General features: G+C 71.4%; 12 protein-coding genes. 4 read left to right on the top strand and 8 right to left on the bottom strand.

The window, feature by feature from the left end; genetic code table 11:
- The first annotated feature begins 26 nt into the window (after positions 1 to 26).
- The 3 genes from RGE_RS22895 to RGE_RS22885 all read left to right on the top strand — a co-directional run bounded on the left by RGE_RS22895 (position 27) and on the right by RGE_RS22885 (position 4,642).
- Complete coding sequence (locus tag RGE_RS22895; protein ID WP_014430872.1) at positions 27 to 1,640, top strand: GMC family oxidoreductase; 1,614 nt, start codon at positions 27 to 29, stop codon at positions 1,638 to 1,640.
- Positions 1,641 to 1,970: 330 nt separating this feature from the next.
- Positions 1,971 to 2,795 (top strand): HDOD domain-containing protein, encoded by an 825-nt coding sequence (locus RGE_RS22890; RefSeq protein ID WP_014430871.1) that lies wholly within the window; start codon positions 1,971 to 1,973, stop codon positions 2,793 to 2,795.
- 143 nt (positions 2,796 to 2,938) lie between these two features.
- Complete coding sequence (locus RGE_RS22885; RefSeq protein WP_052311084.1) at positions 2,939 to 4,642, top strand: AMP-binding protein; 1,704 nt, start codon at positions 2,939 to 2,941, stop codon at positions 4,640 to 4,642.
- On the opposite strand, the gene RGE_RS22880 is transcribed toward RGE_RS22885, so the two are convergent.
- From RGE_RS22880 to mnmA, 5 genes are read right to left on the bottom strand one after another with little or no spacing between them, the layout of a single operon-like run.
- Complete coding sequence (locus tag RGE_RS22880) at positions 4,643 to 5,812, bottom strand: ABC transporter permease (protein WP_014430869.1); 1,170 nt, start codon at positions 5,810 to 5,812, stop codon at positions 4,643 to 4,645.
- 7 nt (positions 5,813 to 5,819) lie between these two features.
- The gene (locus RGE_RS22875; RefSeq protein ID WP_014430868.1) at positions 5,820 to 6,977 is read right to left on the bottom strand and encodes an ABC transporter permease; all 1,158 of its coding nucleotides are present in this window, start codon (positions 6,975 to 6,977) and stop codon (positions 5,820 to 5,822) included.
- A gap of 13 nt (positions 6,978 to 6,990) precedes the next feature.
- On the bottom strand, positions 6,991 to 7,686 hold the full coding sequence (locus RGE_RS22870; RefSeq protein ID WP_014430867.1) for an ABC transporter ATP-binding protein: 696 nt from the start codon (positions 7,684 to 7,686) through the stop codon (positions 6,991 to 6,993).
- Positions 7,683 to 8,873: an efflux RND transporter periplasmic adaptor subunit gene (locus RGE_RS22865; RefSeq protein ID WP_014430866.1), complete on the bottom strand. Its 1,191-nt coding sequence runs from the start codon at positions 8,871 to 8,873 to the stop codon at positions 7,683 to 7,685. Before RGE_RS22865 ends, RGE_RS22870 begins: the two co-directional genes overlap by 4 nt.
- Positions 8,874 to 8,926: 53 nt before the next feature.
- The gene (gene mnmA, locus RGE_RS22860; RefSeq protein WP_014430865.1) at positions 8,927 to 10,018 is read right to left on the bottom strand and encodes a tRNA 2-thiouridine(34) synthase MnmA; all 1,092 of its coding nucleotides are present in this window, start codon (positions 10,016 to 10,018) and stop codon (positions 8,927 to 8,929) included.
- 65 nt (positions 10,019 to 10,083) lie between these two features.
- Between mnmA and RGE_RS22855 the strand changes: the two genes are divergently transcribed.
- Positions 10,084 to 10,554, top strand: coding sequence for an SET domain-containing protein (locus RGE_RS22855; protein WP_014430864.1), 471 nt, complete (start codon positions 10,084 to 10,086; stop codon positions 10,552 to 10,554).
- Between the two features lie 3 nt (positions 10,555 to 10,557).
- On the opposite strand, the gene RGE_RS22850 is transcribed toward RGE_RS22855, so the two are convergent.
- Genes RGE_RS22850 through RGE_RS22840 form a run of 3 tightly spaced genes read right to left on the bottom strand, consistent with a single transcriptional unit; the run spans position 10,558 to position 14,242 of the window.
- Positions 10,558 to 12,225, bottom strand: a complete 1,668-nt coding sequence (locus RGE_RS22850; protein ID WP_014430863.1) for an ABC transporter ATP-binding protein — start codon at positions 12,223 to 12,225, stop codon at positions 10,558 to 10,560.
- A gap of 26 nt (positions 12,226 to 12,251) precedes the next feature.
- Positions 12,252 to 13,295 carry an ABC transporter permease gene (locus RGE_RS22845; RefSeq protein WP_014430862.1) on the bottom strand — a complete coding sequence of 348 codons (1,044 nt, stop codon included), beginning with the start codon at positions 13,293 to 13,295 and terminating at the stop codon, positions 12,252 to 12,254.
- Positions 13,296 to 13,303: 8 nt separating this feature from the next.
- Positions 13,304 to 14,242: an ABC transporter permease gene (locus RGE_RS22840; protein WP_014430861.1), complete on the bottom strand. Its 939-nt coding sequence runs from the start codon at positions 14,240 to 14,242 to the stop codon at positions 13,304 to 13,306.
- Between the last annotated feature and the right edge of the window lie 216 nt (positions 14,243 to 14,458).

The following is a 14,458-nucleotide window of genomic DNA, read 5'->3' as shown; positions in this document are numbered from 1 at the left end:
CCCCGTCGCCTGCCGCCGTCCGCGCGGTGAGCGCCACCGAGTACGACGTCGTCATCGTCGGCGGCGGCACCGCCGGCTGCCTGCTCGCCAACCGGCTCTCGGCCGAGACCTCGTGCCGCGTGCTGCTGGTCGAGGCCGGCGGCAGGGACGACTACCACTGGATCCACATCCCGGTGGGCTACCTCTACTGCATCGGCAACCCGCGCACCGACTGGCTCTACCGCACCGAGCCCGACCCCGGGCTCAACGGCCGCAGCCTGCGCTACCCGCGTGGCAAGGTGCTGGGCGGCTGCTCCAGCATCAACGGCATGATCTACATGCGCGGCCAGGCGCGCGACTACGACGGCTGGGCCGTGGCGACGGGCGACGCCAACTGGCGCTGGGAGCACTGCCTGCCGTACTTCCGCCGCCACGAGGACCACTGGCGCGGCGGCGACGCGCTGCACGGCAGCGGCGGCGAGTGGCGCGTCGAACGCCAGCGCCTGTGCTGGGACATCCTCGACGCCTTCGCCGCCGCGGCACGAGAAGCCGGCATCCCGGCGACCGAGGACTTCAACCGCGGCGACAACGAAGGCGTCGGCTACTTCGAGGTCAACCAGCGCTCGGGCATCCGCTGGAACACCAGCAAGGCCTTCCTGCGCCCGGCGCTGGGGCGGCCGAACCTGCAGGTCTGGACCGGCGCGACGGTGACCCGCGTGCTGCTCGACGGCGGCCGCGCGACCGGCGTCGAGGTGCACCCGGCGGGTGGCGGCGCGCCGCTGGTGGCGCGGGCGCGCCAGGAAGTCGTGCTCGCCGCCGGCGCGATCGGTTCGCCGCAGATCCTGCAGCTCTCGGGCATCGGCCGCGGCGACTGGCTGCAGCCGCTGGGCATCGAGACCCGGCACGAGCTGCCGGGCGTCGGCGCCAACCTGCAGGACCATCTGCAGATCCGCGCCGTCTACGCCGTCGAGGGCACGCGCACGCTGAACACCTTGTCGGCCAGCGTGCTGGGCAAGGCGCGCATCGCCGCCGAGTACGCGCTGCGGCGCAGCGGGCCGATGAGCATGGCGCCGTCGCAGCTGGGCGCCTTCACGCGCTCGTCGCCGGCGTATGCGGCGGCGAACATCGAGTACCACGTGCAGCCGCTGTCGCTGGAGGCCTTCGGCGAACCGCTGCACGGTTTCGACGCCTTCACGGCCAGCGTCTGCAACCTGAACCCCAGCGCGCGCGGCGAGGTCCGGCTGGCGTCGCCGCGGCCCGAGGACGCGCCGCGCATCGTGCCCAACTACCTGTCGACGGCCGAAGACCGCCAGGTCGCCGCCGACTCGCTGAAGCTCACGCGCCGCATCGCCGCCATGCCGGCTTTGGCGCGTTTCCGGCCACGCGAGGTCAAGCCCGGGCCGCAGTACCAGAGCGACGAGGAACTTGCCCGTCTGGCCGGCGACATCGGCACGACGATTTTCCATCCCGTGGGAACTTGTCGCATGGGACGGGACGACGACCCGCAGGCGGTGGTCGACTCGCACTTGCGTGTGCGCGGCCTCGTCGGGCTGCGCATTGCCGATGCCAGCGTGATGCCGACGATTACGAGCGGCAACACCAACTCTCCGACCCTGATGATCGCTGAACGTGCAGCGGAGTGGATCGCGCGTGGCGGGTAAGTCCCGATGTCCGGGCTCAAACCCCCCGCTACAGTGTCTTCACTCGCGTCGCAGTGGGTGCTCCACGAGGGCAAACGCTGCGGCCAGCGGGGGTCGAGGAGACAAACAGACGCCTGGCACCGGGTCGTCGCACATCACACGAAGATGGCGACCTAGGGGCCGACGGCCACAGCACGAAGGGGCGCCACCGGATCCGGTGGCGCCCTTTTTCGCTTCTCGGGCCCGGCCACGGCGGAGAAGCGTGGTCATGCGCCCGCTGTTGTCCGGATGCGGCCCCGTGCCGGCGTCTACGATCGGCGGGTCTGTCCCTCTGCCTCTTCCGAGCCGCCCATGTCCGTCAACGCCGAACTGCGAACGCTGGAGATCGACATCCCGGCGCAACCCGAGGCGCTCGTCAAGCTCTCGCTGCTGCTCGCCGAGGAAGACGTCAACCTGAGCGCCGCGGCCTCGCTGATCGAGGCCGACATGGCGCTGGCCGCCGCGGTGCTGAAGGCGGTGAACTCGTCGCTCTACGGCCTGCGCGGGCGCGTGCGGAGCGTGCAGCAGGCGATCACCTACCTGGGCATGCGCGAGATCGCGGCCATCACCTTCGAGATCGGCCTGCGGGCCGCCTTCCCGCCGGCCGCCGAACTCGAGCCGATGTGGGCGCGCGCCGCGCGCCGCGGCCTGGTGATGGGGCGCATCGCGCACAAGCTCTCATTGGACGCCTGGGCCGCGCACTCGGCCGGGCTGTTCGAGGAATGCGGCAAGGCGGTGCTGTTCCGCCACGCCGCCGACCACTACCGCGCGATGCTGCGCGCAGCACGCTCGGACACCGAGCTGCTGACGCTGGAGCACGCCGGCTTCGGCGTCAGCCACGACGCGCTGGGCGCCGCGCTCTGCGAGAGCTGGGGCCTGGGCCAGGCCGCGGTGGCCTGCGTGCGTCACCACGTGCTGCTGCAGTTCGGCCTGGAGTTCCCGCCGCAGATGCCGCCCAACCGGCGCGCCATCGGCGCGGTCTCGGTGATCGCCCACGCGCTGATCAACGATCCGGCGACCGTCGACGAGGTCACCGCGACGATCGCGCCGCTGGCCGAGCTCGACGTCACGCTGGCGCTGCGCAGCGTGCGCCAGGTGCAGGAGCAGCTCGCCGACGCGCTGAGCCACGGCCGCTGAACTGCGGGTCGCCCCGTCACGCGTTCGGGGGATGACGCGAGCGCGCACTGGCGCCGCCTCGTCGTAAGCCCTGAGCCGCCGGCGCGGCGGGCGCCGCTAGTCTGGCTTCGTCCGGGCCCCGTCGCGGCCCGCGGGTGGCCGCCATGTCCGAGACGATCCCCGACACCGTGCCCGACGACGCGCTCGCGCTGCAGCGCCTGTGGCACTGGGAGAAGACCGCGCCCGCGCGCATCGCCTTCACCCAGCCGGGCGGCGGCACGCTGCGCGACATCTCCTGGGGCGAGGCCATCGGCCAGGCGCGGCGCATGGCGGCGCACCTCGTTTCGCTCGGCCTGCCGCGCGGCTCGTGCATCGCCATCCTCGGCAAGAACAGCGCGCACTGGCTGATGGCCGACTGGGCGATCTGGATGGCCGGCCACGTTTCGGTGCCGCTGTACCCGACGCTGGCCGCGGCCACCGTGCGCCAGGTGCTGGAGCACAGCGGTGCGCGCCTGCTGTTCGTCGGCAAGCTGGACACGTGGCACGAGATGAAGGCCGGCGTGCCCGAGGGCCTGTCCTGTGTCGAGCTGCCGCTGGGCCCGGGCAGCGGCGCGCCGCGCTGGGACGACATCGTCGCCGCCACCGCGCCGCTGGCCGGCGAGCCGGTGCGCCCGGGCACCGAGCTCTGCACCGTGATGTACACCTCCGGCACGACCGGCGCGCCCAAGGGCGTGATGCACCGCTTCTCGCACTTCGCCTGGGCGCTGCAGTCGGGGCTGCGGCGCATCGGCGGCCTGGACGCCGACGCGCGCATGCTGAGCTACCTGCCGCTGTCGCACGTCGCCGAGCGCACGCTGGTCGAACACGGCCAGCTCGCCAGCGGCATGCGCGTCTACTTCGCCGACACGCTGGAGACCTTCGCCGAGGACCTGCGCCGCGCGCGGCCGACGGTGTTCTTCTCGGTGCCGCGGCTGTGGCTCAAGTTCCAGCAGGGCGTGCACGCCAAGATGCCGCCGTCCAAGCTGAACACCTTGCTCGCCGTGCCCGGCCTGGGCCGCATCGTGCGGCGCAAGGTGCTCGAAGGCCTGGGGCTGGACGCCTGCCGCTTCGCCGCCGGCGGCGCGGCGCCGATGCCGCCCGAGCTGCTGCGCTGGTACGGCCGGCTCGGGCTGGACGTCGTCGAGGTCTACGGCATGACCGAGAACTGCGGCATCAGCCACGCCACGCTGCCCGGCCACCCGCGCCCCGGCACCGTGGGCCTGCCTTACGACGGCGTGTCGTCGCGGCTGGATCCGCAAAGCGGCGAGATCCAGATGCGCTGCCCGGCGCTGATGACCGGCTACTACCGCGAGCCTGAACTCACGCGCGAAGCCTTCACCGCCGACGGCTGGCTGCACACCGGCGACCAGGGCGAGCTCGACGAAGGCGGCAACCTGCGCATCACCGGCCGCGTGAAGGACTTGTTCAAGACCAGCAAGGGCAAGTACGTCGCGCCGGCGCCGATCGAGGACAAGCTGGTGATGCACCCGGCGGTCGAAGCCTGCTGCGTCAGCGGCGCCCACCTGCACCAGCCGCTGGGCCTGGTGATGCTGAACCCGGCCGCCGCGGCGCAGGCGGACGACGCCGAAGGCCGCGCGGCGCTGGAACGATCGCTCGCCGACCACCTGGCCACCGTCAACTCGCTGCTCGACCCGCACGAGCGCCTGGTCTGCCTGGTCGCGATGCGCGACGCCTGGACGGTGGCCAACGACCTCGTCACGCCGACCTTCAAGGTCAAGCGCGGGCGCATCGAGGCGCTGTTCGCGCGCCGCTACGAGCAATGGACGGCCGGCGGCCGGGCGGTCGTCTGGTACGACGGCGGCGCCTGATCAGGCCGCGCGCAGGCAGTCGACGATCTTCAGCCGCGCCGCGCGCCAGGCCGGCACGAAGCCGCCGATCAGCCCCATCGCCAGCGCGAAGGCTATGGCCTTGGCGCCGATGACGGGCGTCAGCCGGAACTGGAAGGCGAGTTCGGAGAAGGTGGCGAAGTTGGTCGTCGAGACGTCGACGAACTGCATCAGGCTGGCCGCCGCGAGCCCGAAGACGCCGCCGACGAAAGCCAGCAGCAGCGACTCGCCGAGGAAGGCCACGAGCACCGCCTCGCGGCGGAAGCCCAGCGCGCGCAGCGTGCCGATCTCGCCGACACGCGAGGCGACCGCGCCGAACATCGTGATCGCCGCGCCGACGATCGCGCCGGTCGAGAAGATCAGCGCCAGCGCCGTGCCCAGGATGCTGATGAAGTTGGCGAGCTGCTCGCTCTGCTCGGCGTAGAAGCGGATCTCGGGCTTGGCCTCCAGCGTCAGCCGCGGGTCGTCTTCCAGCCGCGCGCGCACCGCCTCGAAGGACGAGGGCTCGGCCAGGCGGAAGATCACGCTGGAGTAGGCCAGGCGCCGGAAGGCCTGCATCAGCTGCTCGGAGTCGCCCCAGATCTCGGAGTCGAAGCCGGTCTTGCCGGCGTCGAGGATGCCGACGACGGTCCAGTCGCGGCCGGCGAAACGCAGCGTCGAGCCCGGAGCGACGCCGTCGTAGCCGCGCGCGACGGCGCGGCCGACGACGATCTCGGCGCTGCCCGGGCGGAAGAAGCGGCCTTCGACAATGTGCACCTGCGGCCGCAGCGCCAGCCCGGTAGCCGACGTGCCGCGCAGCGTCACGTTGCCGGGTTTGCCGTTGCGTTTGACGAGGCTGTTCAGCACCACCGGCTCGCGGCTGACCAGCGGCTGGCCGGCCGCGTCGGTGGCGATGCCGGGCAGGCTCTCGATGATGCCGGCCTGCTCGCGCCCGATGGTGCTGGTGATCTCGGCGTTGGAGCCCTTGCGCAGCACGACGACGTTGTCCGGCTGGCCGGTGGCCACCAGCGTCGCGCGGATGCCCTCGGTCATCATCAGCACGGTGGCGAAGACGAAGATCACCAGCGCCATGCCGCCGGCGGTCAGCGCCGTCGTCACGCGCCGCACCCAGAGGTTGCGTGCGATGTAGGCAAGCGGGACGGCGCGGCGCATGGGGGGCTCAGGCGACGTGTCTCAAGCCGTCGACGATGTCGATGCGACTGGAGCGCCAGGCCGGCCAGGCGGCCGCGGCGACGCCGACCGCCAGCGCCGCCAGCAGCTGCAGCGCGATCGTCTCCGGCGCGACGCGGAACACCGGGAACAGCGTGCCGACGGCGTTGGCGAAGGCCGAGGCCAGCGGCAGCGTCACCAGCACGCCGAGCACGCCGCCGATCACGGCGATCAGCAGGCTCTCGCCGAACAACAGCTTGACGACGAACTCCGGCGGGAAACCCAGCGCCTTCAGCGTCGCGTACTCGGCCAGGCGCTCGCGCGCCGTCATCGCCATCGTGTTGGCCATCACCGCCATGATGATGACGATGACGATCAGGCTCACCGCCTGCAGCGCGACGAGGATGGCCTCGCTCATCGACACGAAGCCGAGCTGGAAGGCCTTCTCGGTCTCGGTCAGCGTCTCGGCCAGCGAGTTGCGGAACATCGTGTCGATGCGCTGGCCGACGAGCGCGGCGTCGTTCGGGTCGCGGATGCCGACGACGAACACGCCGACCGAGTCGCCGCGGCCGGGGAAACGCTGGCGCTGGATCTCGTTGACGTAGCCCCAGTGCATCAGCATCTGGTTCTGGTCGACACCAGCGTCGGCGCCCTGGTAGATGCCGCGGATCGTGAAGTTCCAGGTGCCGCTGTAGATCGTGCCGCGCAGCGGCACCGTGTCGCCCACCTTCCACCCGTACTTGGCCGCCAGCGTGCGGCCGACGAGCACGCCGCGGCGGTCGCGCAGCCAAGCCGTGCGTTCGGCGTCGGCGACGACGAACTCCGGGTACAGCGGCAGATAGCTGGCGCCGTCGACGGCGAACTGCGGGAAGAAGTTGCGCTCGGTGACGTAGACGCCGCCGAACCAGTTCGACCAGCTGACCGCGGTGACGCCGTCGACCGCACGCAGCCGCTCGGCATAGGCCAGCGGCAGCGGCACCGTCAGCGAGGTCGCGCTGCGCACGACAAGCCGCGTGCTGGAGCTGGCGTTGGCGCCGGCGTACCAGGCGTCGACGATGGTGCGCAGCAGCCCGAAGGCGCAGACCGCGACCATCAGGCCGACGATGGTCAGCAGCGTGCGCAGCCGGTGGCGGAACGCGTTCTTCAGCAGCAGGCGCAGCAGGAACACCGCGTCGCCCCGTTCAGCCGGCCGCGGCCTCGTCGACCAGCACGCCTTTTTCCAGGTGCACCAGGCGGTGCGCACGCGCCGCGGCCTTGGGGTCGTGGGTGACCATGACGATGGTCTTGCCGAGCTCGGCGACGAGCTGCTCCAGCAGCGACAGCACCTCTTCGCCGGTGTGGCGGTCGAGGTCGCCGGTGGGCTCGTCGGCGACGATCAGCGTCGGGTCGCCGACCAGCGCGCGCGCGATCGCCACGCGCTGTTGCTGGCCGCCGGAGAGCTCGTTCGGATAGTGCCCGGCGCGGTCGGCCAGCGACACCAGCGCCAGCGCCTGGGCGACCCGCTCGCGGCGCTCGCGCGCCGTGAGGTTGGTCAGCAGCAGCGGCAGCTCGACGTTCTCGGCCGCGGTCAGCACCGGCAGCAGGTTGTAGAACTGGAAGATGAAGCCGACGTTGGCGGCGCGCCAGTCTGCGAGCTGGCCTTCGTCCAGCGTCGCGATGTCGGTGCCGGCGATCTCGATCGTGCCGGCGCTCGGCTTGTCGATGCCGGCCACCAGGTTCAGCAGCGTGCTCTTGCCCGAGCCGCTGGGGCCCATCAGCGCGACGAACTCGCCGGCGTGCACGTCCAGGTCGATGCCTTCGAGCACCGGGATGTCCTGCTCGCCGCGGCGGTAGGTCTTGCGCAGCCCCTGGATGCGGATCAGCGGCGGCGTGTTCACTTGGCCACCGTCACGCGCGTGCCGGCGGCCAGCGTGTCGGCGGGCGCGAGCACGACACGCTCGCCGGGTTTCAGCGCGCCGGGCGCGATCTCGACGACGTCGCCCAGCGTGCGGCCGACGCTCACCGGCACGGCCTCCAGGCGCTCGTCGGCGCCGATGCGCAGCACGACGCGGCGGCCGTCGCGCTCGACGACGGCCTTGGGGTTGAGCGCCATCACCGGCCGGCGGTCGGCTTCGCTGGCGGCCTGCGACAGGAAAACGACGCGCGCGGCCATCTCCGGCAGGATGCGCGGATCGAGCTGCTCGAAGCGGATCTTGGTCATCACCGTCGCCTTGGCGCGGTCGACGGTGGGCACGATGCGCGCGACGCTGCCGGCGAAACGTTTGTCGGGCAGCGCGTCCAGCGCGATCTCCACCGGCTGGTCGATGCGGATTCGGCCGACGTTGGCCTCGGAGACGTCGGCCTCGACCTCCAGCGTCGACATGTCGGCCATCGTGACCACGGCGCCCAGCGCGCCGGTGGCGCTGGACAGCGGCGTGATCAGGTCGCCGACGTTGGCGTTCTTGACCAGCACGACGCCGTCGAAGGGCGCGCGGATCTCGGTGTTGTCGCGCGCGACGCGCTGCACGTTGAGTTGGGCGCGCGACTGGGCGATGGCGGCGTCGTTGGCAGCCAGCGCGGCGGCGGCGGCGTCGGCGCGGCGGCGGGCCGAGTCGACTGCTTGCGGCGAGACGAAGCCCTGATCCTTGAGCCCCAGCGTGCGTTCCAGGTCGGCGCGGGCGTTGTCGAGCTCGACCGCGGCCTGGCGCCGCGTGGCTTCGGCCTGGCGCACGCCGGCTTCGGCGGCGAGCACGGTGGGCAGCACGTCGGCGGCGTCGATGCGCGCGATCAGGTCGCCGGCCTTGACGACGCTGCCTTCGCGCACCGCCAGCTCGACCAGCCGGCCGGTGGCCTTGCTCGCCACCGCGGCGCGGCGCTGGGCGACGACGTAGCCCGAGGCGCTGAGTTCGGCGAAACGTGCCGACGGGTAGGCGCTGGCGACGCTGGTGGCCTGGACCTCGGGCGCGCGCCGGCTCCAGGCGGCGACGGCCAGCGCCGCAGCGATGCCGACGAAGCCCAGCCAGATCCAGCGCCGGCCGCGTCGCCGGGGGGCCGCGCCGCGCGCGGCGGCCAGCGGCGTGAGCATCGGGCGGGCCGGGGCTTGGGGTTCGCTCATGGTGTGCGGGCCGGCGGCCCGACTCAGGGTTCGGACGATTCGATGACGCCGCCGCCGAGGCAGACCTCGCCGCCGTAGACCACGGCCGACTGGCCGGGCGTGACGGCCCACTGCGGCTCGGCGAACGAGAGCACGACGGCCTCGCCGTCGCGGCGCAGCGTGCAGGCCGCGTCGGCCTGGCGGTAGCGCGTCTTGGCGGCCAGCGCGCCTTCGGCCGGCGGCGTGCCGGCGACCCAGGCGCAGTCGCTGGCGGCGAGCGTGCGCGACAGCAGCCAGGGGTGGTCGTGGCCCTGCACGACGCGCAGCACGTTGCGCTCGAGTTCCTTGCGTGCCACGTACCAGGGCGCGTGCTCGCCACCGCCGGTCTTCAGCCCGCCGATGCCCAGGCCCTGGCGCTGGCCCAGCGTGTAGAAGCTCAGGCCCACGTGGCGGCCGACGACGCGGCCGCGTTCGTCCTCGATGTCGCCCGGCGCCTGCGCCAGGTAGCGGTTGAGGAACTCGCGAAACGGGCGCTCGCCGATGAAGCAGATGCCGGTCGAGTCCTTCTTCTTCGCGTTCGGCAGGCCGATCTCGGCGGCGATGCGGCGCACCTCGGTCTTGGGCAGTTCGCCGACCGGGAACATCGTGCGCGCCAGCTGCGCCTGGTTCAGGCGGTGCAGGAAGTAGCTCTGGTCCTTGGCCGGGTCCAGGCCCTTCAGCAGCTCGAAGCGGCCGTCGCGTTCGCGCACGCGGGCGTAGTGGCCGGTGGCGATGCGCTCGGCGCCCAGGCGCATCGCGTGGTCGAGGAAGGCCTTGAACTTGATCTCGGCGTTGCACAGCACGTCCGGGTTGGGCGTGCGCCCGGCGCTGTATTCGCGCAGGAACTCGGCGAAGACGCGGTCCTTGTACTCGGCGGCGAAGTTGACGTGCTCAAGGTCGATGCCGATGACGTCGGCCACCGCCGCGGCGTCGAGGAAGTCTTGGCGCGACGAGCAGTACTCGCTGTCGTCGTCGTCCTCCCAGTTCTTCATGAAGAGGCCGACGACCTCGTACCCCTGCTGCTTGAGCAGCCAGGCGCTGACCGCGGAGTCGACGCCGCCGCTCAAGCCCACCACCACGCGACGCTTGCCCTGCATGGAGCGGATTATCTGCGGCGCCCGCAGAGCCTGCCTTGCGCTGGTGCCGGGCACAATGCGCGCCGATGAACGACGCCGACGCCCCGTTCGAGGTCCGCGACAGCCACGTGCACGGCCTCGGCGCCTTCGCCACGCGCGACCTGCGCCGCGGCGAACGCCTGGGCTTCTACGCCGGCCGGCGCTGGAGCGCCGCCGAGATCGAGCGCCTGGACTGGGACAACGCGCTGACCTACTTCTTCGGCCTGTCCGACGGCTCGATGATCGACGGCCGCGAAGGCGGCAACGGCACGCGCCACTTCAACCACTCGTGCGCGCCCAACTGCGCGGCCTACGAGGTCGAGGACGAAGACGGCAGGCTGCAGATCGCCATCGAGGCCCGGCGCGCGATCCGCGTCGGCGAGGAGCTGTTCATCGACTACTCGCTGGACATCGGCGACGAAGACCCGGCGGACTTCGCGTGCCACTGCGGCGCGCCCCGATGCCGGGGAACGATGGCCGCGCCGCCGCCCCCGAAGAAGGCGCGCCGGCGCGGCTGAGCCTCAGGCCGCCGGCCGATACCCGCGCGGAATCGCCGCCAGCAGCCGCTTCGTGTAGTCCTGCTGCGGCGCCAGCAGGATCTGCTCGGCGCTGGCCTGCTCGACCACCTGGCCGTCCTTCATCACCATCACCTCGTCGCTGATGAAGCGCACCACCGACAGGTCGTGGCTGATGAAGACGTAGGCCAGGCCGAGTTCGTCCTGCAGGTCCTTCAGCAGGTTCAGCACCTGGGCCTGCACGCTGACGTCCAGAGCCGAGACGGCTTCGTCGAGCACCAGCACCTCGGGCTCCAGCGTCAGGCAGCGCGCGATCGCGACACGCTGGCGCTGGCCGCCGGAGAACTCGTGCGGGTACTTGCCGAAGGCGCGGCCGTCCAGGCCGACCTTCTCCAGCAGCGTGCGCGCACGCTGCTCGCGCTCGGCGGTGTCGGTGCCGATGCCGTGGATGGTCATTGGCTCGATCAGCGCCTGGCCGATCGTGAAGCGCGGGTTCAGGCTGGCGTACGGGTTCTGGAAGACGATCTGGATGCGCCGGCGCATCAGCTGGCGCTCGCGGTCGCTCAGCTTCAGCAGGTTCTTGCCGTCGAAGATGACTTCGCCGCCGGTGGGTTCGTGCAGGCGCAGCAGCGTCAGCCCCATCGTCGTCTTGCCCGAGCCCGACTCGCCGACCACGCCCAGCGTGTGGCCGCGGCGCAGCTTGAAGTTGACGTCGCGCACCGCCTTGAACTCGCGCTTGCCGAACAGGCCTTCCTTGAGCCAGAAGCTCTTGGCCAGCGAACGCACCTCCAGCACGACGGGCGCCGCGGGGTCCTTGGCCTGGGCGGCGGCGGCCGCGCCACGGCCGGCGATGTGGTCGTCGATGACCATCAGCCGGCCCGGGTTCGAATCCAGCGCCGGGCGGCAGGCGAGCAGCGCCTTGGTGTAGGCGTCCTGCGGCGCGGCGAAGATCTGTGCCACCGGGCCGGTCTCGCGGATCGCGCCGTGGCGCATCACGACGACGCGGTCGGCGATCTCGCCGACCACGCCCAGGTCGTGGCTGATGAACAGCAGGCTCATGCGGTGGCGTTCGCGCAGCTTGCCCAGCAGCTCCAGCACCTGGCGCTGGATCGTCACGTCCAGCGCCGTGGTCGGCTCGTCGGCGATCAGCAGCCTGGGCTCGCAGGCCAGCGCCATCGCGATCATCACGCGCTGCTGCTGGCCGCCGGACATCTCGTGCGGGTAGGCCAGCAGGCGGCGCTTGGGCTCGGGGATGCCGACCTCGCCGAGCAGCTCCTCGGCGCGCGCCCAGGCCTGGCGGCGCGTCAGCCCCAGGTGGCGCATCAGCGGTTCGGCGAGTTGCTGGCCGACGTTGAACACCGGGTTCAGCGAGCTCATCGGGTCCTGGAAGACGCAGGCGATCTCCTTGCCGCGCAGGGCCTGCAGGTCGCGCAGCGAGGTCTTCAGCAGGTCGCGTTCGCGCCAGAGGATGCGGCCGCTGCGCTCGGCGTTCTCGGGCAGCAGGTTCAGCACCGACATCGCGGTGACGCTCTTGCCCGAGCCCGACTCGCCGACCAGCGCGACGGTGGTGTTCTCGGGCACGTCGAAGGAGATGCCTTTGACGGCCTGGGCGCGCTGGCCCTGGCCCATGCGGAACTCGACCTTGAGGTCCTGGATGGAAAGCAGCGGGGTCATCGTCGGGACGGTGTCGTGCGCGGTGCTCATTCCAGCCCCCGCAGCTTCGGGTCGAGCGCGTCGCGCGCGGCGTCGGCCATCAGCGAGAACGCGGTGACGAACACCGCCATGAAGACGGTGGCCGCGGCGAGCTGCCACCAGTAGCCCAGGATCAGGTCGCTCTGCGCCTCGGCGAGCATCGTGCCCCAGCTCACCTGGTCGACCGGCACGCCCAGGCCCAGGTAGGACAGGATGACCTCGGCCTTGATGAAGCCGACCACCAGCAGCCCCATGCGCACCAGCACGACGTGGCTGACGTTGGGCAGGATGTGGCGGAACATGCGCGACATGCGCGAGGCGCCGATGGCCTCGGCGGCGCGCACGTACTCGCGGCTGGAGTGCTTGATGAACTCGGCACGCACCTGGCGGTACATGCCGGTCCAGCCGGTGAAGCCCAGGATCAGCACGACGGTGTCGATGCCCCGGCCCAGCACCGCGGCGAAGGCGAAGATCAGCAGGATGCCCGGCACCGACTCGAAGACGTTGTAGAGCCACTCCAGCGCGTCGCCGATCCTGCCGCCGAAGAAGCCGCTGAAGGCGCCCAGCAGCGTGCCGATCGTCGTCGCGACGACGGCCGCCAGCACGCCGACGAAGACCGAGATCTGCGTGCCCTTGATCGCCTTCTCGAGCACGTCGCGGCCGAGGCGGTCGCCGCCCAGCGGCAGCGTCTCGGCCTTGGGCGCCTCCTCGGTCTTCAGCTTGGCGGCGCGTTCGGCCCATTCGGCATAACGCGGCGCCAGCGGGTCGACGTCGGAGAGGTCGACGTTGGGGCCCTTGGGCACCGCGATGGCTGCCTTGTCGGCGACTTCGGCCGGGCCGACGAAGGTCGGCGGCGCGTTGGCCACGCCCACTTCGCGCTGCCAGTCGCCGGCGACGACGCCGGCCCAGGACAGCAGGATCAGCAGCAGGAAGGCGATGACGACGACCAGCGAGGTGACGCCGACGCGGTCGCTCTTGAAGCGGCGCCAGGCGGCGTGCCAGACGCCCTCGGAACGTTGTTGGGCCGCGTCGACGGCGGCCGGGGAAGACATGACGGCACTCACTTCAGCACCACGCGCGGGTCGACGACCTTGAACATCAGGTCGGTCAGCAGGTTGATCAGCATCGTCAGCACGGCCAGGTACACGGTGACCGCCTGGATCACCGGGTAGTCGCTGCGGTTGACGGCCAGCAGGACCTCGCGGCCCAGGCCGGGGATCGAGAAGAAGACCTCGATCAGGAAGGAGCCGACGAAGATGCTGGGCAGGGCCAGGCCGATGTTCGTCAGGATCGGGATCATCGCGTTGCGCAGCACGTGCTTGAACAGCACCGTGCCTTCGCCCATGCCCTTGGCGCGTGCGGTGCGCACGTAGTCCTGGCCGAGCTCGTCGAGCAGGAAGCTGCGGTACAGCCGGGTCTGCGGCGCGATGCCGACGGCCACCGCCAGCAGCACCGGCAGCGGCGCGTAGGTCAGCAGGTTGTTCAGCGTCGAGTCGCTCCAGCCCTGCACCGGGAACCAGCCCAGGCGGAAACCGAAGAAGTACTGGCCGACGATGACGTAGACCAGGAAGCTGATCGACAGCGCGATGGTCGTGACGACCATGATCGTGCGGTCGGTCAGCGAGCCGCGGCGGTAGGCCACCCACATCGCGATCGGCAGCGCCAGCAGCGTGTCGAGGATCAGGATCGGCACCATCACCGTCAGCGTCGCCGGCAGGCGGCTGGCGAACAGGCTGGACACCGGCTCGTTGGTCGCCCAGCTGTGGCCCCAGTCGAAGGTGAGGATCGACTTCACGAAGATCCACAGCTGCATCGACCAGGGCTGGTCGAGGCCCAGCTCCTGGCGGATCGCCGCGATCTGCTCGGGGGTCGCGTTGAGCCCGCCCATGATTTCGGCAGGGTCGCCGCCGAAGAACTTGAACAGCAGGAACACCAGCAGCACCACCCCGGCAAGCGTCGGGATCATTTGCCACAGGCGTCGTATCAGGTAAGCCGCCATCTGCGAATCGACGAAAAGCGGGCCGCGCTCGTGCCGCGGCCCGTGTTACAGGATGCGCGAGTGTAGGGGCGTCGCGCTGGCGCGACCGCCGGGTCATGTCCCCGCGACGTCACGGGACAAGCAGGAGGCGCGCCAGCCCTTGTCGGGGCACGGAGCTTGCGAGCCGCCCGGATCCCCGCCGCGGCGCGGGGTGGCGGCGCCCCGCGGGCCTGCCGT

Source organism: Rubrivivax gelatinosus IL144, assembly GCF_000284255.1.
Lineage (GTDB): Bacteria > Pseudomonadota > Gammaproteobacteria > Burkholderiales > Burkholderiaceae_C > Rubrivivax > Rubrivivax gelatinosus_A.
Note: the sequence above shows the minus strand (reverse complement) of the source record. Positions and strands in the feature narration are given on the sequence as shown.

Excerpts from the sequence above, each read along its gene's own strand:
- RGE_RS22880 (WP_014430869.1), bottom strand. The coding sequence starts at position 5,812 with ATGCGCCGCGCCGTCCCGCTTGCCTACATCGCACGCAACCTCTGGGTG.
- RGE_RS22855 (WP_014430864.1), top strand. The coding sequence starts at position 10,084 with ATGAACGACGCCGACGCCCCGTTCGAGGTCCGCGACAGCCACGTGCAC.
- RGE_RS22865 (WP_014430866.1), bottom strand. The coding sequence starts at position 8,873 with ATGCTCACGCCGCTGGCCGCCGCGCGCGGCGCGGCCCCCCGGCGACGC.
- RGE_RS22885 (WP_052311084.1), top strand. The coding sequence starts at position 2,939 with ATGTCCGAGACGATCCCCGACACCGTGCCCGACGACGCGCTCGCGCTG.
- RGE_RS22845 (WP_014430862.1), bottom strand. The coding sequence starts at position 13,295 with ATGTCTTCCCCGGCCGCCGTCGACGCGGCCCAACAACGTTCCGAGGGC.
- RGE_RS22840 (WP_014430861.1), bottom strand. The coding sequence starts at position 14,242 with ATGGCGGCTTACCTGATACGACGCCTGTGGCAAATGATCCCGACGCTT.
- RGE_RS22890 (WP_014430871.1), top strand. The coding sequence starts at position 1,971 with ATGTCCGTCAACGCCGAACTGCGAACGCTGGAGATCGACATCCCGGCG.
- mnmA (WP_014430865.1), bottom strand. The coding sequence starts at position 10,018 with ATGCAGGGCAAGCGTCGCGTGGTGGTGGGCTTGAGCGGCGGCGTCGAC.
- RGE_RS22850 (WP_014430863.1), bottom strand. The coding sequence starts at position 12,225 with ATGACCCCGCTGCTTTCCATCCAGGACCTCAAGGTCGAGTTCCGCATG.